This is a genomic window from Clostridium punense (assembly GCF_017874425.1).
In the GTDB taxonomy this organism is placed as follows: Bacteria; Bacillota; Clostridia; order Clostridiales; family Clostridiaceae; genus Clostridium_J; species Clostridium_J punense.
In genome coordinates, this window is sequence record NZ_JAGGLL010000021.1 from 1 (window position 1) to 26,746 (window position 26,746).

23 protein-coding genes, 1 pseudogene and 1 CRISPR repeat array are annotated in these 26,746 nt (G+C 31.0%); of the genes and pseudogenes, 3 read left to right on the top strand and 21 right to left on the bottom strand.

Going from position 1 to position 26,746, the window contains the following annotated elements; genetic code table 11:
• Positions 1-361 precede the first annotated feature (361 nt).
• The 6 genes from J2Z44_RS13420 to J2Z44_RS13440 form a co-directional block, all read right to left on the bottom strand.
• Positions 362-1,533, bottom strand: a protein-coding gene (locus J2Z44_RS13420; RefSeq protein ID WP_152513312.1) for an IS3 family transposase whose coding sequence is annotated in 2 segments (ribosomal slippage) — positions 362-1,269 and positions 1,269-1,533 — 1,173 coding nt in all. Because the reading frame shifts where the segments join, the coding sequence is not laid out codon by codon here.
• 271 nt (positions 1,534-1,804) lie between these two features.
• Complete coding sequence (locus tag J2Z44_RS13425; protein ID WP_021285653.1) at positions 1,805-2,170, bottom strand: RidA family protein; 366 nt, start codon at positions 2,168-2,170, stop codon at positions 1,805-1,807.
• A gap of 451 nt (positions 2,171-2,621) precedes the next feature.
• Positions 2,622-4,316, bottom strand: a complete 1,695-nt coding sequence (locus tag J2Z44_RS13430; protein WP_209649663.1) for a M3 family oligoendopeptidase — start codon at positions 4,314-4,316, stop codon at positions 2,622-2,624.
• A 57-nt stretch (positions 4,317-4,373) separates the two neighbouring features.
• Positions 4,374-4,499, bottom strand: a complete 126-nt coding sequence (locus J2Z44_RS21850) for a hypothetical protein (RefSeq protein ID WP_278245324.1) — start codon at positions 4,497-4,499, stop codon at positions 4,374-4,376.
• Positions 4,500-4,530: 31 nt separating this feature from the next.
• Positions 4,531-5,559 (bottom strand): serine hydrolase domain-containing protein, encoded by a 1,029-nt coding sequence (locus tag J2Z44_RS13435; protein WP_021285649.1) that lies wholly within the window; start codon positions 5,557-5,559, stop codon positions 4,531-4,533.
• A gap of 135 nt (positions 5,560-5,694) precedes the next feature.
• Positions 5,695-6,081: a GNAT family N-acetyltransferase gene (locus tag J2Z44_RS13440; protein WP_021285648.1), complete on the bottom strand. Its 387-nt coding sequence runs from the start codon at positions 6,079-6,081 to the stop codon at positions 5,695-5,697.
• 320 nt (positions 6,082-6,401) lie between these two features.
• Between J2Z44_RS13440 and J2Z44_RS13445 the strand changes: the two genes are divergently transcribed.
• Positions 6,402-6,611, top strand: coding sequence for a hypothetical protein (locus J2Z44_RS13445; RefSeq protein ID WP_209649665.1), 210 nt, complete (start codon positions 6,402-6,404; stop codon positions 6,609-6,611).
• A 184-nt stretch (positions 6,612-6,795) separates the two neighbouring features.
• Here the strand turns inward: J2Z44_RS13445 and J2Z44_RS13450 are convergent, their stop codons facing one another.
• The 5 genes from J2Z44_RS13450 to J2Z44_RS13470 form a co-directional block, all read right to left on the bottom strand.
• Positions 6,796-7,680, bottom strand: a complete 885-nt coding sequence (locus tag J2Z44_RS13450; RefSeq protein ID WP_021285646.1) for an EFR1 family ferrodoxin — start codon at positions 7,678-7,680, stop codon at positions 6,796-6,798.
• A 42-nt stretch (positions 7,681-7,722) separates the two neighbouring features.
• Positions 7,723-8,520: a class I SAM-dependent methyltransferase gene (locus J2Z44_RS13455; RefSeq protein WP_021285645.1), complete on the bottom strand. Its 798-nt coding sequence runs from the start codon at positions 8,518-8,520 to the stop codon at positions 7,723-7,725.
• Positions 8,521-8,603: 83 nt separating this feature from the next.
• A complete protein-coding gene (locus J2Z44_RS13460; protein ID WP_021285644.1) occupies positions 8,604-9,107 on the bottom strand; it encodes a hypothetical protein in 504 nt (167 codons plus the stop codon).
• A gap of 128 nt (positions 9,108-9,235) precedes the next feature.
• Positions 9,236-9,478 carry a hypothetical protein gene (locus J2Z44_RS13465; RefSeq protein WP_021285643.1) on the bottom strand — a complete coding sequence of 81 codons (243 nt, stop codon included), beginning with the start codon at positions 9,476-9,478 and terminating at the stop codon, positions 9,236-9,238.
• 138 nt (positions 9,479-9,616) lie between these two features.
• On the bottom strand, positions 9,617-10,267 hold the full coding sequence (locus tag J2Z44_RS13470; RefSeq protein WP_021285642.1) for a class I SAM-dependent methyltransferase: 651 nt from the start codon (positions 10,265-10,267) through the stop codon (positions 9,617-9,619).
• A gap of 669 nt (positions 10,268-10,936) precedes the next feature.
• Here J2Z44_RS13470 and J2Z44_RS13475 point away from each other — a divergent pair.
• Positions 10,937-12,109, top strand: a pseudogene (locus J2Z44_RS13475) (MerR family transcriptional regulator).
• 275 nt (positions 12,110-12,384) lie between these two features.
• Here J2Z44_RS13475 and J2Z44_RS13480 read toward each other — a convergent pair.
• From J2Z44_RS13480 to J2Z44_RS13525, 10 genes are all read right to left on the bottom strand, one after another.
• Positions 12,385-13,302, bottom strand: a complete 918-nt coding sequence (locus J2Z44_RS13480; protein WP_021285638.1) for an alpha/beta hydrolase — start codon at positions 13,300-13,302, stop codon at positions 12,385-12,387.
• A 225-nt stretch (positions 13,303-13,527) separates the two neighbouring features.
• Complete coding sequence (locus J2Z44_RS22075) at positions 13,528-13,749, bottom strand: GNAT family N-acetyltransferase (RefSeq protein WP_021285637.1); 222 nt, start codon at positions 13,747-13,749, stop codon at positions 13,528-13,530.
• 9 nt (positions 13,750-13,758) lie between these two features.
• Positions 13,759-14,001, bottom strand: coding sequence for a hypothetical protein (locus tag J2Z44_RS13490; protein WP_021285636.1), 243 nt, complete (start codon positions 13,999-14,001; stop codon positions 13,759-13,761).
• 233 nt (positions 14,002-14,234) lie between these two features.
• Positions 14,235-15,398, bottom strand: a complete 1,164-nt coding sequence (locus tag J2Z44_RS13495) for a DUF4932 domain-containing protein (RefSeq protein ID WP_021285635.1) — start codon at positions 15,396-15,398, stop codon at positions 14,235-14,237.
• 184 nt (positions 15,399-15,582) lie between these two features.
• Entirely contained in the window at positions 15,583-16,818 is a 1,236-nt protein-coding gene (locus tag J2Z44_RS13500; RefSeq protein ID WP_242833457.1) for an alpha/beta hydrolase-fold protein, read from the bottom strand.
• A gap of 457 nt (positions 16,819-17,275) precedes the next feature.
• Positions 17,276-18,760 (bottom strand): DUF4179 domain-containing protein, encoded by a 1,485-nt coding sequence (locus J2Z44_RS13505; RefSeq protein WP_021285633.1) that lies wholly within the window; start codon positions 18,758-18,760, stop codon positions 17,276-17,278.
• Between the two features lies 1 nt (position 18,761).
• Complete coding sequence (locus J2Z44_RS13510) at positions 18,762-19,283, bottom strand: sigma-70 family RNA polymerase sigma factor (protein ID WP_209649667.1); 522 nt, start codon at positions 19,281-19,283, stop codon at positions 18,762-18,764.
• A gap of 225 nt (positions 19,284-19,508) precedes the next feature.
• Positions 19,509-20,066, bottom strand: a complete 558-nt coding sequence (locus J2Z44_RS13515) for a DUF7010 family protein (protein ID WP_021285630.1) — start codon at positions 20,064-20,066, stop codon at positions 19,509-19,511.
• A gap of 70 nt (positions 20,067-20,136) precedes the next feature.
• The gene (locus J2Z44_RS13520) at positions 20,137-20,640 is read right to left on the bottom strand and encodes a hypothetical protein (protein WP_021285629.1); all 504 of its coding nucleotides are present in this window, start codon (positions 20,638-20,640) and stop codon (positions 20,137-20,139) included.
• 16 nt (positions 20,641-20,656) lie between these two features.
• A complete protein-coding gene (locus tag J2Z44_RS13525) occupies positions 20,657-23,338 on the bottom strand; it encodes a sigma-54-dependent transcriptional regulator (protein WP_021285628.1) in 2,682 nt (893 codons plus the stop codon).
• A gap of 398 nt (positions 23,339-23,736) precedes the next feature.
• On the opposite strand from J2Z44_RS13525, the gene J2Z44_RS13530 reads away from it, so the two are divergent.
• The gene (locus J2Z44_RS13530; RefSeq protein ID WP_021285627.1) at positions 23,737-23,904 is read left to right on the top strand and encodes a metallophosphoesterase family protein; all 168 of its coding nucleotides are present in this window, start codon (positions 23,737-23,739) and stop codon (positions 23,902-23,904) included.
• 351 nt (positions 23,905-24,255) lie between these two features.
• Positions 24,256-26,652: direct repeats of the CRISPR family, unit length 30 nt; unit sequence ATTTAAATACATCTCATGTTAAGGTTCAAG.
• Positions 26,653-26,746: the final 94 nt, after the last annotated feature.

Below are 26,746 nucleotides of genomic sequence, written 5' to 3' on the forward strand. Positions count from 1 at the left end.
TATCAATATTGGTGTTCACAAGATTAGTATTGATATCTAGAAGGCGTTTGGTACGTTGTATTTTTTGGTAATTTTAAATTACTTGTAAAGTGGTGGAATTAATATTTGCATAAAATATTACCTATTACTTTACATTGCTGCCTTTAAAATAAAGCTTATATATATGCATCATGTTAGAATTTCATTTTAATTTATAAAACTTGGTGCAAGGAAACTCTTCATTTTTTTATTTCAATTCCGCAGCATGAGCATTCATAACAGACTTTTCCTTTACTTGCGTTGATATCTACAAATGTTGATAAGAATACATATTTAAAGCAATACTTCTTGTGGACCTAGGTCAATATTTTGGACACTTTTTTTATAAATTTGACGCCTTAGCTAAATCTTCTTTAGCCTGAGGCGTTAAATAACCAATTGAACCATGAATTCTTTGTCTGTTATACCATCCCTCAATATACTTAAAGAGCGCCAGCCTTGCGGCAGCAAAATCATAGTATATTACACGATTAACTTCTTCTTTCTTTAAGATAGAATGAAATGACTCTATACACGCATTATCATAAGGACAACCCTTACCGCTGTAGGAGGCTGTAATATTGTACCTTTTTAGTTGCTCTATAAACGCTTCGCTAGTATACTGTGCTCCAAGATCAGAATGAAAAATAAGAGAGCCGTTAGGCCTTTGTGTTTCATAAGCATTTCTTAAGGCTGTAATAATTAAGTTTGTATCCATAGTTTTTGCAAATGAATATCCAACTATCTTTCTTGTATGAAGATCCATAACTGAAGCTAGGTAACACCAGCCATTTTTTATTGTGTGTATATAGGTTATATCGCCTACCCACTTTTCGTTGATTGTTTTTGTTCTGAAATCTCTACGTAGTATATTTTTTCTTTCAACGATTTCACTCTTGCTACTATATGGCCTAAATTGTTTAACAACCACTGATGCTATATTTAACTTCTTCATAAGTCTCTGAACTCGCTTAATACTTATATTAAAGCCCTGATTTGTAAGTATGTTATGAATTTTGGGTGCACCATATCGCTCACTACTCTTTTTATAAATAGCAAGTATCTCAGATTCGTATTTTTGATTTTCAATAGCTCTCTTACTTGGAGTCTTATCAAGGAACTTGTAGTAAGTACTTCGAGGTATGTCAAGCACCTTACACATAGTTTTAACCGAATAGTTCTCCTTATTTTCATTAATAAAATCTAATATGGATTCTCTTCCTTTGCGAACATGGCGATAGCTTTTTTTAATATTTCATTTTCCTCTTTAATGCGTTCATTTTCCTTTTGAAGCTTAAGTAACTCTTTGTCATTATCCACAGCCTTTGGCTTATTATCAATTTTAATTATAGGCTTTTTTGATTCATTGGTAGGTGGATTCTTAAGCCATTTATATAATGTTGCGCTTGTTACACCATATTCGCTGCATAACTCAAGCACTGGCTTGCCTGAGTTATATACCTCTATTAACATTTTCTTAAAATCATCTGTATATCTCTTACCTCTACTCCTCATACGGACACTTCCTTTCAACAACTTTATATTAACTTGTTATCTAAACTTGTGTCCATAAAATTATACTAACACTACTTGAAAATAAGAAATATTGATATCAAGAAGTATTGATATCAATAAAAGAAGATAAGAAGATATAGTGTTTATGCGGGTTTTAGAAGTTTCTTAGATAAATTGCCCTTATTTATTCACCTTAAAAACCTCAGATAAATGAAACTATTTATATAATAGTGTCTAAGTACCCACTGATCATCTCTTTATGAGTCAACAACTACCCCTTAAATGCTATAGCATCAAGTTGAAAGTGAAGCCCATCTTCTCCACCACGATGTGCAAATTCTGTTTGTATGGATTTTCTTGCAGGGTACTTGCCATTAAATCTCTCTTTAATTACCTTTTCTAACACAGGAATATTCCAAACATCTCTAAACAAACAATCAATTTTTACCACTGACTCTAAAGTTAAGCCAATTGATTTTAGTCTTTCTTCTAAATGGTCAAAGGCACCATTAATTTGATTCTCAACAGGCTGTCCAATATTACCAACGCAGTAATTTATAAAAGCAAAATCTCCTGCTTCAACTATACCAGAATGTGCCCATTCCTCGCTTACATCACTTCTTACAATCTCTCTCATTTATTCTTCCTCCTTTTAAATACAAAAAAATCTATATTTTTTATGGTGGTCTATGTATTATTTAACTCAAAATTTTTTTACTAATTATAGTATATTTTATCATAGGATTTTTGTTAAAATATACCTAAGATTCAAAATCATTCAATAAAAAAGTAATTCTAAGATTACTTAATAGACTATCTTTTAAAGATAGTTCATAAACAAAAACAAAAGAGGCTAGTTCAAAATAGAAAGTAATTTCTAAGCTGACATAGTCTCTTTTATTTATTATATCAATGGGATCTTTAAGAAAAATCGAAGCATTCACCATTCTATGAATTCTTACCTTTATTTATATTCTATCATGATTATGGTTGAACCTTATAAACCCCATAATAAAAAGAGGTATATCAAAACAAATTCATTTGTAAAATGTTTTGATATACCTCTAAAAATATTTATTATTCATAAGTTAGACTAAGTTAACTTCAGCTTCAAGTATCCATTCTCTAATAGATTTTATGATAGATTCAATACTTCCTTCTTTAAAAGGATTTTCTAAGTTTCCTAATCTAATAACCTCCATAAAGGACTTACTTCCCCCTGCACTACATACCTTCATATAATCTTCCCAAGCTTTATCTCTATTTTTCTTAGCTTTACTCCAGAAATTAAATGCAACAAACTGTGCTAATCCATAATCTATATAATAAAAAGGCCCCCAGAAAATGTGTGATTGACGTAACCAGAATCCGCCTCTATCTAAAAAACTATTTTCTTCATAGTCCCTATAAGGAATATATTTCTTTTCAAGTTCTCTCCAGAAACTATTTCTCTCTTCATATGAAGCTTCAGGCTTTTCATAAACAAAATGTTGAAATTCATCAACTACAGCAATGTAAGCTAATAAAAATAATGCACTGCACATATGAGAGAATTTATATTTTTCTCCATCTTCCTCAAAAAAGTCCTCTACCCAAGGTTCAGTTAAAAATTCCATGGTCATAGAATGAATCTCTGATATATCTTCAGTTGCTGTTAAATACTCTGGTATTTTATAATTTCTGCATAAATAATGTTGAAAGGCATGTCCAACTTCATGGGTAAATACATTGAAATCTTCTATAGTTCCTTTGTATACGCAGTATATAAATGGTGCAGAGTATTTGGGGATATACTCACAAAATCCCCCCTCATCCTTTCCATCTCTTTTTTCAATATCAAAAAGATTTCTCTCACAAATATATTTAAAGAATTCATTTGTTTCTAATGACAATTCCTCATACATCTTTTGGGTTTTCTTTATAATTGACTTCTCGTCCCCTTTTAACAGAGGATTACCACTTAAGAAAAATATTGATTCATCATAATATCTTATATTTTCCACATTCAACCTTTTAGCTTGTCTTTCCATCAATTCTTTGTTCAATGGTACAACATATTCTAATATTTGCTTTCTAAAATTAGTTATCATTTCTTTATCATAGCCAATCCTATTCATTCGTGCATATCCCATATCAACAAAATTTTCATATCCCATTTTTATGGCCATATTATTTCTTAGCTTTACAAATTTATTAAATATTTCTTGCATTTCTTCTTCATGTTCTATATATATTTGTGTTTGAGCCTCATAAGCTCGCTTTCTCATTTCTCTATCTTCAGAGCATATATACTTATCAAAATCCCATCTTCCAAGTTCTTCTCCTTGAAATTTTGTCTTAAAAGACTGCCCTAATTTAACATATTCTATTATCAACTTTTTTTCCTGTTGTAAATCCTCTATTATGTCTTTTGAGATACACTTTGTCTTCATTTCCGCTAAGTTAAATAGATGATCTCCATACTTTTCTTTAAGTAGAGATTTAAACTTTGAGCTATTTAAAGCTTTATAGTAGTCACAAACTAAATCCTCTAAAATAGGTTCGGCATCAGCATAGTAATCCATTTCCTCACTATAAAATTCCTTATCTACTCCTAAGTTACTTCTTAACTCGCTTAATACTCTCATTGATGTAAACTCATTTCTAATATTATTAATTTCATCTATTATTAAGCATTGTGTTTCAAAAGAATTAGCTTCATTTATTTTGTTTATTAACTCATTAACTTTATTCTCAGTTTCTTTTATATCTACTCGTTGGTATATAAAATTCTCAAATTTCATGTTTGGTTATCCCCTTTAAACTCTCTCTATTTTATACCTTTTATAATCCCAATAACTTTATAAGGAAGCTTCTTCTGCAAAATATTCCACAAATACATTTTTCTCCTTTGTAAGACCTTGCATAACCTTTCTTTTCATCTTCATCCCCAAACACATTGAACTTTGCCAATATTTCTGTTCCAAAATCTACAAAGGGATCTTCCTTTAGCGGTAATTATATTTCATCAAAAATAATTCCTTCTATTTTATCTATATACTCATTCAAGTAATCGAAGTTATATACATTGTTTAAAATAATTATCTGGATATCCCCATCCCACACAGAGTTACATGTAAGAAATCCTGGCATAGAACCGTCATGATACACTAATCTACGTGTCTTTCCACCCATCTCCATGTCACTTACAATAAGTCCATATCCATAGTAAGTATCTTCATCCATCTTTGCTTGTTTACTAAGCATTTTATTTAGAGATTCCTCACTAATTACTTTTCCCTTGTATAAACCATCATTCCATAAATATAAATCTTCTATAGTTGAATAAATTTCTCCTGACCCATGATATCTACTCATATCCCCAAAATCACAGTTTATTTTAGCGCCATCCTCATTGAAACAATACCCACTAACTCTTCCATAAATTATCTTTCTATGGTTATCTATCCCTGAATCCATCATTGATAGTTTATGAAAAATATTTTCTTGGAGATTCTCTTCATAGCTCTTATTAGTTATTTTTTCTATTATGTATGCTAATAAAGTATATCCAGAGTTTGAATATGAAAACTTTTCTCCTGGTTCAAATTCATAAGCCAAGCCTTTAAAATGATTAATAAGGTCTTCAACAGTGTGACTGGTTCTTTTAAATATTCTCTCATATTCTTCACCATCAGTATAATCAGGTATGCCTGATGTATGAGTTAACAGATGATGAATTGTTATCTTATCTCCTTTAGGATAATCTTCAATATATTTATCTAAGGTATCCTCTAGACTTAATAAATCTTTTTCAACTAATTGCATTACTAAGACAGCTGTAAATTGCTTAGTTATAGAACAAATCCTAAATTTTGTATTATTTGTGTTGGGAACTCCAAGTTCATAATTTGCCATCCCCAAGCCTTTACTTATTACTTTTTCACCTTTAATAGAAACTAATAATTGACCACTAAATGTGTTATCTTCCTTCAAGTGGTTTTCTATATTCTTTCTAATTTTTTCTATCATCTCTTTATTTATCATAAATTCCCACCTAACTCCCATAATAGATTTTTACAGTGATTTAATTGCCATATACTCTCATACATTACCATATAAGGCTATTATGTTTATATCTCATAAATAATTCTGTGCTGAATTTGATTGGAACCTTAAATCTTAAAGGAACATTCCAATTGCACACTCTGTCTGCTTATAAAGTTTATAGCCTATACTTTCATAAACTGATAATGCCCTTTTATTATCACTCCACACTTCTAATCTTGACTCTTTAATGCCTAAAGCTATTAGTTCGTTAAGTGCTTTTAGAATTAGATTTCTTCCAATACCATATTTTCTCCATTCTTTCGAAACAAATAAGTCGTCTACCCAGCCATACTTACCTTCTACTTCATCTTCTTTTATAACTATGACAATATTACCTACAATCTCCCCTTTGTGTTTAGCTGCTATACTAAACCACTCAGTGTTGTTCTTTAAACTTTTTAAATCTTCCACAGAATATCCACTAGTAAATACTTTATTTTGTTTTTCCACTAATTCCATTATTTCTTCCTCATCTTTAAATTGAAGACTGGAAAATGGACAGCTTCAATGTTCTTAACAGAACCAAGGTAGGTTGCATAATTTAATTCCTACTTTTGTTTTCTAGAAATGAGATAGTAAATTTAATATAAATAAGCCCTAATAAAATAGCAAGATATAATCCCCTTATAACAAAACTGTTAGTAATATGCAATTGGTTATGCATAATATCTAGCATCATCACAAAGGGGATAAATAGTATGGAATCTACTGTTATAATTATCTCTGGAAAAATTGTTGGATTAGGTGTGCTTTGATAAAAAAAGGATGTTATATATTCAATGTCTATAATGATAGGTAAACAAAATATTAGGATGACAATTAAAAAGTTTATTATTGCAATTCTTTCTATTCTCCATGCCTTAGACAGAATTATAAATGTTAATAAACTTATAATCACCACAACCACAGCACTTTCATTAGTATGGTATGTTTCTTTGACATCAAAAAACAAGGAACCAACAATAGATATTAAATACATGAAAATATAAATAGTTATCAACTTAAATCTATCCTTCAACATCATTCCACCCTTAATTTATATATTAGCTCCATATGCTAGTATTATAGTTTTTTTTAGTCCCTGGTTATCTTTATAATACAAACCTAAACTCTTGATGCTAGTAGTATCCTACCTACGCTTCTTGTAACTAATAAATTAGTCTTTATAAAAAACTATTGATTTTCCAGCAAATACTCTTTAATTCCTTTATATAAGTACCCTTTTGCCAGTTCATCAATAGAATCGATTTGGTCTTTATTAGTACATTTTTTAATCTTGTCCAAATTATATCCTTCTTTGATTACAATAAATTTTCCTATACCTGGAGTTAAAGCCCTCTTAGGACATCCATAAATACATTTTAGGCATAGTAAGCATTTATTGCTAAACTGTGGTGTAGAATTTATAATTGTTATGTTTGTTCTTGGGCAATTTTTTTCACACCATCCACACCCATTACAATTTTCATTTACTTTTATTCTCTTACCGCAATACCTTGCACCATACTTTTCTAGTTCTCCTAAATTAGAAAAAAATTTATTGATTAAATTAGGTTTTGTTCTTCGTGTGATTCCCTTGGATAAATCACTAATTATTTTCTCAATTCTATTTGGAAGAACTTCAAGTAATCTTATTGATAATCCATCAACAGTTCGAATTATCCAATTACTAGGCATAACAATCATTTTTTCATATATAACCTGGAACCCCTTATTTTCTAGTCGTTTAATGCAATGTAATCTACTGGCAGTGTTAGGAGTAATTTCTCCTCCACCTGAAACAGATATTACTACTGCTGGCTTTTTCTCTACCTTGTCAACGGTTTTAATATATTCGTAAACTGCTTCAGGGGCATTACAAGCATGAACTGGATATAAAATTATCAGCATATCTTCTTTATCATTGGTTATTGTATTTCTACTGTTAAGTTCATGTACTATAACTTTTTTTTCTTGTGCTTCTAAGAGCCTTTGGAAAGTACCTGCAACTTCACCAGTACTTCCTGTTCCAGAAAAAAATACTATTTTAATTATTTCAGTAGAATTATATTGGTTCATATATGTCACCAACCTAACTAAAATTAGCTTTGAAAAGAGGTGCTATTTCTTTGTAGAAATAAATAACCCAGTTTCCTTGGGAATATTTATGGACCCTTCTTTTTGTCTTATTTCTTCAAAGTAGTCATAGAAGCCATGCAAATCATTTTCAGTATAATGTGCTATAGTAATGGTAGATTTTAGCCAATCTACTAGATCTTGAGTTTCTGTGATAGCTAAGGAATCTTCATAATCATATCTTTCAACTTCATCAAAATGCTTACTTAATATTTCCTTCCCATTTTGCAGATTGAAAGTAAAGTTTTCTGTAAAGGAATTCAGTTTTGGATTAACCTTTTTAAATGCATCTCTAAGAAATGGTCTCATACCTCCATTTCCATTTGTTGCTGAATAAAACTTCCCACCACTTTTAAGTACCCTGTTAACCTCAGATAGTGCTTTTGATAAATCTGGCACATGATATAACATGTGATTTGCTATGACAACGTCAAAGCAATTATCTGGGAATGGTATATTCTGAATGTCCACCTTTTGTGCTAACATATTAGTTCTACTTGAATACTTTTCCCAAACTGCTTTTACCATGCCCTCTGAAAAATCCGATAAAACTAAAGTGCAATCCTCAGGAAGCTTATGAATTTCCTTTTCCCATTGAGCACCATTTCCACAGCCTAATTCTAATATGCGGCACCCCTTTGGAAACTCATATTTTTCAAAAAGCCAAGGAAAAAAACCTTGCTTATTTGTACTGTATTTATCATGTAATTTAGTTCTTATTGATAGGTTACTACCATCTTTATATTGTTCTTTCACATTTTCTACTTTGTTCATTACTGACATAATATTCCCTCCAACGATATAAAATTCTTTTAATTTAACACTAGTATATTTTCACTAAGAGGCTATTAATAATTTTTATTAATTTATTGAACTTCTTCAAACCCAACGCACTGCTTAGTGTTATTTAAATAGTCAATCCTATATTTTTTACCAGATTTTAATTTTCCCTTTATAAATAACTTTGCTTCATAAAGCTTTAAATCATAAATAAATATGATATTACTACTTTTTGCCTCTTGAATATTATAAATTGTACCAACTGTGTATTCATAATTGTTTTTCATTAAACTAGGAATATCCTTAACTGCTGGAACTACCATGTAATAAATATAGAAAGGAATTGCAATAAAGTAGAACATAGATGCTAAGAAAGAAAAACTACATTTAAACAGCAAAGTAACTTTCGATTGGACTTTGGCATTTACAAAATATCCAATACATCCGTTCGCATTCTTTGATATTTTATAAAGTCTTAAATTCTTCCTACCAAAATAATAAGATATTCTTGAAGCTCCTGCTATAAGTGCTATACAGCTTAATAAAATTATAGTGTTAAAAACTACCATGTATTTTAAATTAAACTCCATCTGAATTTTTCCTTTCATAAATTAAACTGTTTTGTTTTTTATAACTTTAACCATAACTCAGTAAGAAACCCTAAGATTACGGCTATTTAAAAAACCTTATAAACCCATAAGTTTTTTTACATGCCTATTTACATAAATAAAAATAATACAAACTTCATTACCATGGTTACTAAAAATATTAAGATGCCTATAATTAGAATTTTAATACTTTTATTCTGAACCAGTTTTTCACCATCAGATATTAAGTCATCGTCACTTATTTTTCTGTGTTCTTTTAGTGTTTTCTTAAATCTGAGAATTGCAATACCTATCATGGTAAGCCCTAATAGTTCTATAGCAAAAAATACAATATTAAATATGCTCCTAAGCACTGCAGTTCCTCCTCGAATTCCTATTGTTTTTTAACTTATCTTCCGGTTCTTAAACTTATAGTAAATGAACACCTTAAGAAGAAAGCGAAGTGAAAAACTTCTAACTATTCTTATTTTATAGTTATCACGTATCAAGAGTTATTTGTTAAATTTTAAGAGTAATATTTTTGGTACACTGGAGCTATCATTAGAAAGTTGCGGCTCGTATAATAGTCTCAAATTAAATCCAACATTTAGCATACAATTGATTGTAGTGCTTAATGTTTTATGCCAAAAAGTAATTGGTTTCCCTAAATGTTCACTTAACATTTCTTGATATGGACCTTCATTAAAATAATCTTTTAATCCAAAACATGGATGCAAAATAGAAATTAAAAATTCACCACCTGGTTTTAATACACGATAAGCTTCCTTTATAGCCGCTTCAAGATTTTCTACTGCCATTAAACACATGGCTGATACAACGAAATCAAATTTTTCATCTTCAATTCCTTCTAAAAAACAAGCATCTCTTACATAATATTCAATTTCCTTAGCCTGGTTTTGTTTTAATGCTTCATTGATTAAGTTTTCGCAATAGTCTACTCCTATTACTATAGCTCCTTTACTTGCAAATAATCTCGAATATCCACCTTCTCCACACCCTAAGTCAAGTATTCTTTTCTCGTTTATATCACCAAGAATTTTTAATGTCTCTGGTATTAATATATCTGTTCTAACTTGATTAATTTTTAAAGATTCTAGCCATTCATTTGAAGCATTGTCGCATTCATTTAAAATATCATTCATCTATTTTTCCCCCATCGATATAAATAATTTTTGCTTTACAATACAATCTTTCTCGTGGATAGATCTTTTTAAAAGAAGTTGTCCTATTTTTGTTCATTTATCATATTTTCCTCATAATTATCTCCCATAGTAAAAATTATCTCTTCGGTACTTAGTTATTTATATACTTTTATATAGTAAGAGATGATTCATTGTTAGCATTTATATATATTTATGGACTCCCCTATATGGTTTCGTGATTGAATTGTAACTTAATCATATCCACAATCTCTTAAGGTAACCACCGTAGGACTCACTTATAGGTTAAGATATAACTCTGTACCCTAATAAATAGCTTATACTAATTATATAGTTACCCATTAAATCTACAATAACTTTATAGCTTGTTTTAGATCATTTTTATGAAGCTTTTAAGTTTTCATGTGTTTTTTTATTCAATTTAAACTTAAATAGAAAACACATGAATTGAAGAAATGTATTTAATACTTAATTCGAGTTATTTATACTTTCAGAAATAATTACCTAGCAATATAATTTCTTTAAGTGTTGACCCTCACATGATGTCATAGTGTAATATAAAAATAAAGGTTGAAGATATAAGCTAAAACTCATAGCCGGCAGAGTATTAGGTGATATTCTCATCTTAATTTTAAACTTGGAGGTATGTACATGAGAACAGTAAAACAAGTTTCGGACCTTACAGGGATAAGTGTGCGCATGCTGCATTACTACGATGAAATTGGATTATTAAAACCAAGTGCTGTTACAGATGCAGGCTACAGACTTTATGACAATGAAGCTCTTTTAACCCTACAACAAATTTTATTTTTTAAAGAACTTGATATACCACTAAAACAAGTTAAAGAAATTATGGATGGTCCACATTTTGATAAAATGCAGGCTCTTGAAAATCAAAAAAAACTACTCCTTATAAAACGGAATAGATTAAATGGTTTGGTAGAGCTTATAGATAAAACCTTAAAAGGAGAAAATACAATGAGCTTTAGAGAATTTGATATGAGCGAATATTATAATATACTAGAGGAATTTAAGAATGAAAATAGTGACAAAGTAATTAGTCAGTGGGGAAGTATAGATAAATTTGATGAAATCATTGAAATAATAAAATCTAAGGAAGCAAAGCTTGTGAACATGGCTTTGGAGGAATATGGAAGTATAGAAAAGTATACTGATGCTGTAAAGAAAAACTTGAATAATAGTGTGGTAATAACTAAAGCAGCACAAATTGATGAGTTTAAAAAGGATTTTCTTTGTGACAATCACCCAAGGTTAAAAGAATTATTTAAAACTCTTGTAGCTGACTTAAGTAAAGATCCTTCTTCAAAGGAAATTCAATAAATTGCTAATGAAATAACTAATACAACTAAAAAGGATTATGAGGTTTTTAGAGCTGACATGGGAGAAGATTATTGGTATACTATAGTACAACTTTTCTTAGTATTTCCTATGTGGATAGAAGAAGTTGATAAAAAATATGGTAGTGGTACATCTAATTTTATTGGAAAAGCTTTAAAAGCTTATTTGGGAGATTATGAACCTAAATTAGACAAGCTATATAAAAACCTTACTGCGGACTTAAGTAAAAACCCTTTATCAAAGGAAGCCCAAGAAATTATTTCTCATATAGTAGATGAGACACAAAGGCAACATGAAGTCTTAAAAGTAGAAGTAGGAGAAAATTATTGGAGCTACCAAGCAGACCAGTATTTATCAGAACCTATTTTAATTAAAACTCTGGATAATAAATATGGCAGTGGTGCATCTAAGTTTATTGGAGAAGCTCTAAAGTTTTATGCAAAAAATAATAAGAATCAATTATAAATGTCATGTTAAGTAAACCATAATAAAATAAAGTCCTATTTACTCTATAGCTTCCAATTTGTATTTTTCCCTAAAAGGGCAATATGAACTGGAAGCTATTCTAATCATAGTAGGTCTTAGTAAGGGTACAGCAAAAAAATATAATACTAAGTGCACTCTTTAGCACTGCAGTTTCTGATTAAATTTTTATTGATTTTTCAACCTAGTTCACAGGTTATTAAGCTTGCAATAAATGAACACCTTAAGAAGATTACGAATTAATTAAACTGCTATGTTTATTTTGCAGCCTCAATAATCCAGTCAACTATATAATTAAATCTTTCTGATGTAAGTGCATGACCACCTTCATATTGTTTAATACTAATTTGTTGCCCTGCATTACATTTTTTATATTCCTTTTCTGCCTTTTTATAGATATCCATTGCATCTTTGGAGTATTTATCTTCTGTTGCTGATACAATTAGAAATTTAGTTGGGCAAATCTCGCATACTACATCATCAATATCATAATATCTCATAAAATTTGGTATAACACTTGCCATTTCAATACCAACATTGTTCTTAATTCTGTTTCTAAATGTTGCGGCACTACCGCTAGCACAAGCATAATGTATTCTTTTATCAAATGCAGTAAGGTAAATCGTTGTATTACCTCCATATGAATGGCCTAAACAACCTATTTTATTATAATCAACGCAATCCAATCCATTTAACACACTGATTGCTCCTATTGCATCTTCAATTACTGTTTTTGCCAGAGTCTCACCTGTGAGTATTCCGTAGCACATTGTAAGAAAATGCTGCCAGTCATCATCTTCATCATTTTTATTGATTCCTGAGGCATTAACTCTTCTATCCTCAAAACACAATGAATCTGGCGCGATGACAACAAATCCCCTCTGTGCAAGTGCAGGACCAAATGCTTGAAGAGGATTCCCAGCAAGACCGCAAACTTCACTCTTGCCAAGATTTCTTTCTCTGTTATGTTGATGATTTATTAAAACTGCTGGGTGCTTTCCTTCTCCATCTGGCAAAAGCAAAAAGGCACTGTTTTTACGTCCATGTACGAAATATTGAATAAGTTCCCTTCTGTATCCATTACATTGGAATGTTTCTAAAACCTCATAATCTATTCTGCTATTCACAGGCTTCAAGTCAATAAGTTTTACCATCTCTTTACTATTTATACTCATACTACCTCCTTCTAATAAATACAAATTTATACTTTTTCGATATACGGATTTTATTTACTTCGACTTAGATTGCAAGTGTGTCTTTCTATAAAAATATTTTGTATTAAGTTTACTGTAGATTATGCTTATTAGGTGCTAATGTGAAAAATCGTTATTTGCACAATTAATTGATCTACCTTGCTCGTGAAGTCACCAAGTTTTGTTGCTATTTTCATCTATGACATCTCATATTTCATTTAGGTTGTATGACATTGGTGTTTTCCAAGGAGTATTAATGTTTTTTTCTGTTTCAATAATTGTAAATCCAAAATGTTTATAAAATAACAAACCATTTGGTGAAGAATTTAACACAATTTTATTAAAACCGCTTATCTTCAGCTCACAAACCATTCTGCTCATCAAGTCGGTTGCAATACCTTGACGTTGATAATCACTGTCAACAAACATCAAAGAGATTCAATTGTTTCCGTATGTCTCGATGATGCCAATGACTTTTTTGTCATCCAAAGCAACAAACATCAGGCGGTTACCCGAAAGATAAATATCAGGATTTGCAATTCTTTCTTCAATAGATAAGCGCATACGTTCTGTGTGCTCTGGGCCATAGTCCAGCGAGTCATATTCCATAAATACACGTAGTGCAAGGTCAAGAGCAGAGCGAATATCCTCAGCTGTTGCTTGCCTTATTTGATAGTTCATTTTACTGCCTCCTATTCCTTAACTTGATAATGTTATGAATATTACCTCTAACTAACTTTCCATATTTTCTTATAATAACATTGCACCGTCTAATATAAATAATCTGTAGTTCACACTTATCTACCACTATGTCTTATTTCCACCTGAAGTAATCCTCAATCATAGTTTTAAAAATGTGATAAGACCACTTCATAAAACCCTTTACTAAATAAAGAGCTTCAACTTTTATTAAATTATAGATTTGAATCTTTTAGACTCTTATCAAAAGCTTTAATAAGCTCTGGATAAAACTCTTTAAAACTTTTATATTTATCTCTGTTCTTTTCAAAGTCTTCAAGCTTTTTAGTTAGTTCATCAATGTATTGGAATCCTCTGTTCTTTTCATTAGCAATTACTTTTTCATATGCCTCACTACCAGAATTAATATAGGTAATCCTAGCTACAACTGCCCTAACTATATGCTCATTAACACTTATATCCCAACTTGAATAGGCTTGCTTAGCCATTTTATCCTGAATAGGTTCGTAGAGCTTTTTATATTTATTAACTTCTGCTATATTCTCTTCAGTTAGAGAATTTACAAAGGAATGGCTGAATTCATGTAAAGCAAGGTATCTAAAGCCTTCTTCATCTCCAAACATAGGGATATTGCCCTTCAATGAGTTAGGCCCCTCTATGCTGTAGAGATCATATAAACCATTTTCATTTTCAATACTTGGTCCAAAGCCTCCATTATGAAACATAGGAGCTAAAATTATATTATAACTATTTTGTTTCATACCATAGTACTGCTCTAAGTAGCTTATATAGTTGCTCTTTCCCATAACCTCTGCATTTTTTTCCACTACTGAATTATAAAAGTCTCTATGACTATTAAAAAACTCTTGAAACTTTGTATCCACTGCAAAATTTTTAAGTTCCTTAGCCAGCTTATTTAATGACTCTTTTGTTGCCCTGCTTTTAAGCTCTTCATTAAAGTCTTGTTTAATTTCTATATTTATAGGATTTGATAGATAAAGCATTGCAGTTGGTGGCGCATCAAAGGAAAAACCTGACCTGCTCATGGTATCAAACTGCTTCACAGCTTCATGTTTTGAAAAACTTGAAAAGTATTTCATTATATCGTCCTTATAGTTAAAACTCATATTAGTTATTAAGTCAAATTGTTGGTCATAGGTTCCTAAAGCTTGAACAACAGCTAGAAGCTCCATTCTTGGGTCAATCATTACATTTATTCCATTAACATTTTTAACTACTGGTTTTAAACTCTCCTCAACTACTGAGGTTGAATTTTTTGTAGCTACCTCAGTAACCTTTGGTTTCCTTAGCTTAATAAAACATCCCCCTGCTATAACTATTAATATTAAAATTATTAAACCATATTTAAACTTTCTCATGATAATTCCCCACTTTATAAATTGTTTTATTTTTATATAATTTTACCTATAATTAAGTTACACCACTAGAAACTAAACCCATAAATTACCATTACCATAATATTGCAAAACAAAATTCTAAGTACCATTTTTTATAAATAACTAGGTAATATCCATTTACATAAACAATTAGCACATAAGATCTTTATTTATTTCCAATAAGGTAAACTAGCCCATTTGCCAAGGTTTCCCCCCAACTTAAATAATCATGTCCACCTTTAAACTCTGAGTATTCAACCTGATACCCTTTAGAAAGAAGTACATCTTTCATTATTATGTTTGGTTTTATCATCCTATTTCCCTCAAGGGTTCCTACTTCTAAGTAAAACTTTAAGTTCAGCTTTTCTTTTTCTTTAAATAAATTACTAATCCAAGTTTCCTGAAATTCTTCTTTTGAGTTCACATTTTCAGGAGTCCATCCAGGACACCACCAAAAGGACCCTGATTGGGATAAAACATTACCAAATACCTCTGATTTCATTAGACCTAAGTAAGTAGCAGCCAATCCTCCTAAGCTAAGACCACCTATTATGGAATCCTCTGACTTATAGGAAACATTATATCTTTCTCTCACATAGGGAACTATTTCCTCAGCTATAAAACTAGTAAAATCCTTATTACAGGACAGCATCTCAAATCTATTGTCCTTACTTTCTATAAAAACTGTTACTATAGGTGCTATTTGCTTTTCATAAATCAGGTTGTCCAATAATGAAGGTGTTAAAAGCCCATGAACGTATTCAAAGCCATCAGTCAAAACTAGCATTTTATAGGGTTCTTCTTCTTTTGAATATCCTCCAGGAGTATAAATCCACACTCTATACTCATCATTTAAAATCTTACTTTTATATCTAAGCATTTCTAAGTTTCCACTAGGAATATCTTCCCTTTTTACAGACCACATCTTAGGCTCTGCTTTAGGAAGTTCAACCATATTGCATGTCCAGGGCTGTGAATTTGGAGTTTCTTCATCCTTTGGAACTAAAACCTTTTGCTTTGCCAATGGATCAATTCTTATACATTCTTCATTTCTTTTTTGCCAATCTTCATTTAAAGGATCATTTACAGTTAAAAAGTATCTAAATCTTAAATCATTTCTTACTTTAAAGGTCTTATACCAAATATCAGTATCTTGAATCCTATCCATTTTATTCTTTTCGTAATCTAGTCCTAGACCTCCATCAAGAACTACAACATTTTCAACTTCGTTGTCCCCTTCATATAAAAACGTAATTAGTACATTATCAGTATCTCCCTGGATTTCTTCAATAATTGGTGTATTATTTTCTTTGATTTCTTTCCAAAATTCATCTATATCCTTTTTATTTCCGTCCAAAATGCTTCTTTTAAAATTATTAATTTTTTCACTTTCAAAATTCATGCTATTCACAATAAATCCCCTCTTTATCAACGGTTAAGTTCAAGTTTTTAAAGGTTCAATAAGATCCTTTCATATAACTTTTTAGTAAATAAGTTCCTTATAAATTATATTTTACCATGTAGTTAATGTAAAAATATACCTTCAATCTTTGATTATTTACACAGATAAAAAAATAAAGACAGTTTACAGTTAATACTTTAATTTAATTAAAGCTTTAGCTGCAAACTGTCTATAGGCTTCATAAGTAACCGTTTAATCTATTATGCATGAATGAATTTCATGCCCAAAAGGTCTTAAGGGAACCAGGATAGGCTCATGTATAATTTAAGCTTTAATTCTGGTTCCCTATTTGATTGAATTTTATTATAGTTATTAAATAATAATTATCCAATGATTGATAGGTGCTATTTCCTTCAATTATCCTATAGCAATCCTACTTCTGCCTTTACTATTATCTTTAATTATTAAGATCAATGTCTATTTTATACTTATCATCAATTTCAGGTTCCTCCATAATAGGAAGTGCTATTTTGTATTTCTTGCTTTGATCTAAAGGAGGAAGTTTTACTGATGCAATTCTCTCCTCCACATCTTCAAGCACCGCCATAGGTCCATCAAATTCTGTCCCTATATCATTAAAATCTTCATCTAAAATTTCCACAAAATTAATCTTTCCAAATGGATATGCGCTGCTACCTTCCAGCTTGAAAGTGATTTTAGTTTCTTTGTCTGTTGCCTCAATACCCTTTATAAGGGCTGTGCTGTTTTCCCCTACTTTTATTACCTTATTAACAAGGTTACCTAAGGTTTCAAATTCCCTAGCTTTATCAATATTATAAACATGAGTAACCTTAGCCCAACCATACCCCTCAGATTTTTCCTTTTCTGTTGCAGCCCTTGATTTTGTTACAACCTCCTGTGGAATGTTTAAATCAGTGCTACTAACTGTAGTTTGTAATATTTGATATTTAATACCCTCTATCTCCTTGGTCTTATCTTCCGATTTCTTTAACACAGGTACAACAGTTAGTGATTTTACATTTGACAAGTTATTGATTATATTTATACTTCCTTCATATCTCTCCTCGTTAGAGTGACCACTTCCCTGGGTAGTTTGCAATATTCTTCCTTTATCATCCATAACAACAAAGTTATATATACCAGTATTATGAAATTCACTTTTATTTAAATTATCGAAAACTCCTGTGTAATTTATTGTATTTCCCAAAGGACTTATAACCAGTTTTTCAAGCTTTAAGGTGCTACTTGGCAACTTAATGGTTTTATCTAGATTTAAATCCTTTGACTTTGTTGAGTCATCTGCCTTTGAGACCTTAAATTTAAATTCCCAAGGCCCTTTTACCTCGTCTACCCAAGGAATATTTATTTTAACATCGACTTCCTCAGATAGCTCCATATTCGAAACATTTGCATAGGTTATGATAATAAGTTTATTATCACCTATTTTTTTATCCTTCTCACTATATGAAGCTACTGATTCACCATTTAAACTTATAAAGCCCATATCTACTCTATTTTCACTAAGATTCTCCCCTTCAACTATTGAAGTTATTGCCAAGGTATTATCATCAATTACAATTTCATCTATTGTAACTTTTATGCCGTTGTTCTCTGCAGTCTTGTTCACACTAGTTGAAAACTGCTCAAATTGTTCCAACTGCTCCCCCATGTTACCATGCTTCACAAGTTTGAAAATAGATTCCATTCCTGGGATTGCTTTTACTATTTCAGGATTCATAACCCCTGCAGCTGTTGTTATAAATACTGCTGCTGTAGCTGCAACTGCTATGTTTTTATATTTATTTCTAGAACTACCCTTTTTCTGCTTCTCTCTTCGACCTCTTTCAATTCCCTTTTTAACTGCTAAATCTATGCCTTCTGGTATTTTAATATCATTTATTAAACTATCTATATTCTCCATATTAAATGCTCTCCTTACCCATAGATATTCTCAACCTGCTTAAAGCTTTATTTAGATGTGTCTTTACTGTACCTGTTGGACAATCAAGAACCTCTGATATCTCAGTTATGGTGAGATTCTGAAAATACTTTAGTACTATAACATTCTTCTGCTTATGTTCAAGCTTTTCAATGGAACTAAGGATATCTAGCTTTTCATCAATTCCACAGCTTTCATAATAGCTTGAAGTATCCGAAAGATTATCCATTATAGACAAAACCTTATTCTTTTTTTTCATAAAGTCTTTAGCATTATTAATCAAAATTCTAGTTATCCAAGTTTTAAAGTATTTAGGCTCCTTTAATTTGCCTATGGACATGTAAGCTTTATATACAGTCTCCTGCAATATGTCTAATGCATCTGCTTCATTTTTAACATAAGCATAGGCTGTTCTGTAAAACCCTTCTTTATTTATGTCCATAAGATATTCAAAAGCCTTTTCATCCCCTTGGATTGCTAGCTTCACCTGTTCTTCTATAACCATAGCTAATCTCCTTTAAGGTATTAATTACGCGTAATTTTTGTTTTAGGCATCTTTGACTTATTATTTATTTTTAGGTACCTTACACCTATTAGACATTGATAATCATAAAACGGTTTTAAAAATCATAAAAAATCTGCAGAAGAATAAAGATTCTACTGCAGATTTCTGTAGGACTAAAACTATCCTTGGCTGGCTCAGTATACGCCATGATGCTATTAAACTGTATTAATGTTTTAGATTAAACTTAAAATCTGCTGGAATTTTTTTATTTTCAACCACCAAACAAATGCTAAAGAAAATCTCTATTATCATCATCATAACTGCAAGAATATAAGGTTCGAAATTTACACCAACTATAAGAGATAAAATTGGAACTAAAATAGCAAACGTAATATATGATTTTGACTTATACAGCCACCCATAAGGCAGTAAATGTGCTCCAAAAATCATTGCTATTATCATTAACATTTTTTCAGGTAATGTTGGATATATCCACATTGCAATTAACAGATATAGCATTTGATTGGCTGAAAAAAGAATTCCCAAATTAGTTAAGGGATTTTTCTTGTTTTGAAAATCCACTTTAATAATTTTAGATATTAAAAATGCTAAGGGCATTAACGGTGCTGTAAAACAAAATGTAAGTAAATTTTTAGTAAGAATAGGTAACGCTGTTATGTGAATAAAAAATACAGCACCCCAAATAATAATTGATGCTAATATGAAATGTAATCCCTTCTTTTGCTTAATTGCACAATCCAAGCGTAATTCTTCTAAGTACATAGTGAAGCCTCCCCATTATAAAAATGTATTTTTATAATATTTTTTATAAGAATTCTGTTTATAGATTCTATTATTTAAACTTTACAACAACTTCTCCTCCTGTAGCTTCATCACCAACTACCTTTAAAGTATACTCGCCTACCTCAGGTGCAGTTAGTTCCACAATTTCCTCTTTGCTCCCTTCAACAAACTTAAGAATATTACCACCTTTATCCAAAATTAAGAACACAAGCTTTCCTGATTCTATTTTTGAACTATACTGAAGTTTTACACTTTGCTCCTTGTCCAGTTTAAGCTTTGACATGGTGTGTGTTCCTCTAAACTTTTCAAACCTTAATTCCCACGAATCCCTAGTATCACGAGGCATAAACATTACCCCGCTAATTTCATCCTCTGATTTAGTTATATTAAATTCACTTAGATCTACACTAGTTGGTAAGTTTTCTTTACTTTCAACTTTAGCTTCATAGTTAATGGTATTCCCTTGATTCATCTTCTCATTGTTATCTTTACTACATCCTGACAAGGATAAAAGAATCCCCATAAATAATATAATTAATGACTTTCCTCTCATAATAACCCCCTACTTCTTAATAACTATTCTGATTCCCCATTTTAAAGTAGCTCATTATATAGCAAATTTCATCGGACAGAATATAAATATCATATTTTTCATTTAATTCATTGCAAGCTCTCTTCACTGCTTTATAAAGCTGTGGATTGGCTTTAATATATTCTTCCTTACCTTGAAACCCTATTACAGAGTCACCCTTTTTAAGTCTTTCAATCATGCATCCTATATGAAGAGTTGTACCTATAAGCACTTCCCTATCCATTTTTATATTTAGCTTTTCTTCTATTTCAGTTATGAATGTCTTAATATCTTTAAAAACTTCAGCTCCATCTATAGCTTTAAGTTGATTTTTTAAGGTATCTCCCATTTTCATATAAGTAGCTTCTACATCTATAAGCTGCTGAATTTCCTCTATAGCTGCCCCACTTATAATTTCGTGAAGCCCAAAATGCTTTATTTGCTTATTTATGTCGAAGGAGCTAACTATACAAAGAATATTTTTTTCCCGGGAAATAGCCTTAATCCTTGAATTGATACTTTCCCTTGATACTAAATTGAAAGGGATTATTTCAAGTAGATTGCTGTCATATCTAAGGTTCTTTTCTAGTAATTCTTTGATAGTTCTTGCACTGCCTTCTCCTGTAGTGCAAACTGTTATAATAGCCATTTTATCCTCAAAGTTGTTTAAGTCTTGAGTCTGTGAAATATTCTGTTCAATTAAGCTGTTAACGTTTAAGGTTTCTTTGTAAACTTGTTCTAAAGAGCACCCAAGCATGGATTTTCTTGCTGCTTCTAAAACATGAAGAGTACTCACCAATGGGATAGTCCTTGTTTTAATTGAAAATTCTTTCTCTAGCTCTTCTCCAAAGGTTGTTAAAGAACCCATGTCTACTAAAATCATCATATCTGAAGCTATATTATTTTCTCTTATCACAACCTTCAACCTCTGAAGCACTTGTTGAGGTTTTTCTTCAAGAGGAGCATTTATGCCAATAACATGATTTATTCCTAAAAGCTTATTTGCCACCTCTGCCATGGAAGTTGCAGTATTACTACCATGAGCGATCACAACTACTTTTACTTCTTCCTCATACTTTATGCTCTCTTTTTCATCATAAACTAAAAATAGTGCAATGAATCCTGCTTCATCAATAGGCATTGTGATATCAAGAGTTCTTTCTATTATGTTTAAGCATTCTAGTGCCACTGAAAACTCTTCACTATGGTCACTTCTTATCCTGTTTAGTTGAGGATTTATTATTTTTTTACTTCTGTTAACCCTTTCAATTGCATTGGCTAAATGAGCTGCTAATCCAAAATAAACCTTTTGACTTAATACCCTTTTAAGTCTTTCCTCACTAAAAGTCATTATATGCTTTATAACACTAATAATTTCCGGTGAAATTATATTTTCTAGGCTGGAAATATCTGTTCTTTTGCTTACATTATAAATATACTTTGCAAAATAGTCCTCTATATCCCTACCTATTTCCCTTTCAAAGTCATTTTCCTTTACACCCTTTGCCTTAAGTTCATGAACTCTCATGGCAATCATGTCATATATAGTGTCTTCACTGTTATCCTCTTGAAAAAGAATTCCTTCATTGTTTTTATTAAAAATACAGTATCTTTTATTGAAACCTATGAGCTTGTTCCATATTTGCCTATGTTCAGTTTCCTTATATAAGCCTTCCCTAATGTAAATAGGAAGCTCTGAGCTATTTATCTTTATTTCACCTTTTTTCCCAGCAGCAAAATCTGCATAAGCTTTAGCACAAGCTAATTGAATATCTGTTTTAAGTTGCCCTATATTATTTGTACAATCATAGCTTAAAAAAGCTCTCATGGAATTTACGGACACCTTTATTTCTCGCTCTAATCTAGTGGATTCTTCTTTAAAGAAACCACTAATAAGGTTGAATCTTTCCTCAACACTTCTCTCTCCTAAAGATGGTATTTTAATCACCATAGGAATTCTTCTGGTAAAGGTTCTTAAAAGAGCTGACTCAGGATTTTCTGTAGTTGCGCATATAATCAGCACCGTTGCTCTTCTTTCCTGCTCCGTTTCCCCAAGCCTTCTGTATATCCCCTTATCCATAAAGGTAAAGAATATTTCCTGTCCCTCTGGTGGAAGTCTATGAACCTCATCAAGAAATAGCACTCCCACATCAGCCTTTTCAATAAGCCCTTGCTTATCTGAATCTGCCCCTGTATAAGCACCTTTTTTAGTTCCAAAGAGCTGACTAATTAAAAGCTGAGGGTTATTCGCATAATCTGCACAGTTAAAGGTAACAAAGGGAGCATTATTTTGAAGCTTCTTTGTCTCTAAGGCATACTTATGTATAAGAGAGGCAAACATAGACTTTCCAACTCCAGTGTCTCCAAGGATTAAAATATTCATACCCTTAGGAGGATAAAGCACTGCAGCCTTAGCTTGTTCCACTGCAGTAAAAAGACTTTCATTAAGCTTTGAAAATTTATCTATGGTAAAAGTAAATCTTTCAGTAGGCTGATCTTTTGAAACACTAAATACTACAGGCCTACCACTACTTTTAGAAACCCTGCCCTCTTCACATAATTTATTTAAATCACTGCTTACATTGGCCCTGCTTAAATCTAGAGCCTCTGCAACTTCTATGGCAGTTGCCCCCTTTTCATATTCCTTTAGCTTTTCATAGATAGCATCAATTCTCTTCAAGTTATCACCTCCACTCAGATGATTAAAAAATATTTGCATTTACAGTTTCTGCACCAAAACTTCTAAGGTAAAATTCCCCTTTATACTATAATTCTAATAAATATCTAGTGAAATGTCTAAGGTAATTTAGTGATTTTTGGAAATCTTTCGAAAGTAATCTCCCATAACTAAGATTAAGGCATATAGTGCCTCTAACATAAAGGGACTAACAGTTTTAAACTTTTGGATATGAGTACTATTTTTTGAAGAGTGAATAATGCGGTGCTATAAGCCCAAATCTGAGGGGTAAATCTATAGTGGTTTAATGTACTAATATGAAGTATATGATATAATTACCATTGAATTGAAAATTTTATAATTTAGCACGCAATTAAGAACGATATGATGGTTATGTTTAATTGGAGAGAATTGCATTAATTTCAGACATACATGCTAATATACCTGCATTGGAAGCAGTGTTATTAGATATAAAAAATAGGGTAATTAGTAGAATTATGTGCTTAGGTGATTTGGCAGGTAAAGGCGCAAGTCCTCAAATTGCAGTGGATATGATAAAAAGCAGTTGAAGTGCCAGGTTTTCAAAAATTTTTACATGAATTAAAAACTGGTGAAGTTTTTAGAATTAACTAGATAAAGGTAATCCTAAAAGTGGATTGTGTAATGAAGAAATAGTAAAAGAGTTTTATGGAGGAATGGATTTTTTATTAGATAAACAACTATAAAAATCTCCGTCTAAATACATCTCATGTTAAGGTTCAATCTTACGGACATTTTTACGCCCATTCTTCCATTTAAATACATCTCATGTTAAAACTCAAGTTGAAGAGGTTATACAACCAGTGAAGTATACTTTACTATTTTAACGCATTTTATGTTAATATTCAAGTTTACAATACTTTAATAAATTAAACCAGTTTATTTGGATACATATCATGTTAAGGTTCACGTACATTAATCCATTACTGAAAGGCTTGTCTATATCTATTTAAATACATCTCATGTTAAGGTTCAAGTTTTAAATTGCTCAATGTTTCTTACACCTTTTTCTTATTTAAATACATCTCATGTTAAGGTTCAAGCCTTCAAGAATTACATAGCCTTAAAAAGCCTATAAAATTTAAATACATCTCATGTTAAGGTTCAAGTACATATCAACATTATCCCAAGAATGAAGTATATTTGATTTAAATACATCTCATGTTAAGGTTCAAGGAACGCAGGCATTGTTGCTTAAATTTGCATATCTTATTTAAATACATCTCATGTTAAGGTTCAAGTTGGATTATTGTGGTTTTAGTTTAGATTTAGGTTTACATTTAAATACATCTCATGTTAAGGTTCAAGGTCGGAATTGACATCACTTATGATATTATCACTTAATTTAAATACATCTCATGTTAAGGTTCAAGGAGCTGTATTTTTAAGTTTTAAAGATTGGAAGGAATAATTTAAATACATCTCATGTTAAGGTTCAAGTCTTCAAATTTTGCATTTTGCTCAACCTTCTCTTTATTTAAATACATCTCATGTTAAGGTTCAAGTAACCCAATAGCACATAAAGAGTTCGTTAGGCTTAAATTTAAATACATCTCATGTTAAGGTTCAAGCTTATCAGCTGGAGAGCATATAGTGGGGCAACAACTATTTAAATACATCTCATGTTAAGGTTCAAGAAGAGGATTATTACCATTCGGTACAGCGGTAAAAAAATTTAAATACATCTCATGTTAAGGTTCAAGTATAGCAGATGGCAAAGATGCTGAAGCCTATATTGAATTTAAATACATCTCATGTTAAGGTTCAAGTATCTGTCCCCAGTTTCTCTATTAAGCTTGTCTATTGATTTAAATACATCTCATGTTAAGGTTCAAGATTTTTAAACCTCCTAGTTTTATTATTTTCATTAGTATTTAAATACATCTCATGTTAAGGTTCAAGGTCGTGATGACAATTGGAACTACCTTCTTTTTTTATATTTAAATACATCTCATGTTAAGGTTCAAGGAAAATAATTAAATCAAGCCCAGCACTAGCAGATGAATTTAAATACATCTCATGTTAAGGTTCAAGAAGTTAGCGATATGAGGGGAGGTGAGCCAGTAAAATTTAAATACATCTCATGTTAAGGTTCAAGTGCTTATGCGAGTAGTACAGAATGGTATGTTAATGGATTTAAATACATCTCATGTTAAGGTTCAAGCTAACATTAAAGCTGTAAGTGGCGCTACTTCTGAATTTAAATACATCTCATGTTAAGGTTCAAGTGCTATAATCACCAAGTAGTGCCATACCTCTTTCAGATTTAAATACATCTCATGTTAAGGTTCAAGAAAACCATTGTCATTGTACTGGATTTCACCTTGCTTCATTTAAATACATCTCATGTTAAGGTTCAAGAAATAGATGGTATTATTGCTATGTTAATGGCATTGCATTTAAATACATCTCATGTTAAGGTTCAAGCTTGATGACTTTCTCTTTGAAATTGCCAACAAACAATTTAAATACATCTCATGTTAAGGTTCAAGCATTACCAACTTATGCAATTAAAACATTATAGGAGATTTAAATACATCTCATGTTAAGGTTCAAGAACAATTCTCCACATTTCAGGCAAACTGTACCATTCATTTAAATACATCTCATGTTAAGGTTCAAGCCAACTAAAATAAATCTTCAGTTATTTGGAATTGAATTTAAATACATCTCATGTTAAGGTTCAAGATGCAAGGCAAGAGTTTGATAAATATATTCAGCATAATTTAAATACATCTCATGTTAAGGTTCAAGGATAATGCGTCAGGAAAGGTTTTATTTTTTATCCAATTTAAATACATCTCATGTTAAGGTTCAAGGGGTTAAGTAGTCCAGGATAATAAAAGTAGATTAAATTTAAATACATCTCATGTTAAGGTTCAAGGTTTTGTACCCACGACGATGCGGCCGATGTAGCTTCATTTAAATACATCTCATGTTAAGGTTCAAGCGGTATGCCTATAGCTCCAAGAGATTCAAGAAATCGATTTAAATACATCTCATGTTAAGGTTCAAGGCAAAAAAATATATTTAACTATGTAGTAAAAGAGCTATTTAAATACATCTCATGTTAAGGTTCAAGAAGTTTTATGATGCACAGGGCAACCTAAAAGGAAATTTAAATACATCTCATGTTAAGGTTCAAGATACAAACTGCTTGGAGAGGTATAAAAAATATTACATTTAAATACATCTCATGTTAAGGTTCAAGGAAGCTGGAGCCATGGATAGTTACCCTATTGAAGCCAATTTAAATACATCTCATGTTAAGGTTCAAGCACTGATAAAATGCCATTCTTTAATTTAAGTTTATCCCTAAAGGCCTTTTATTTCAACGATTTATAAATAATTTACCAAGTGAAACATCTTAAA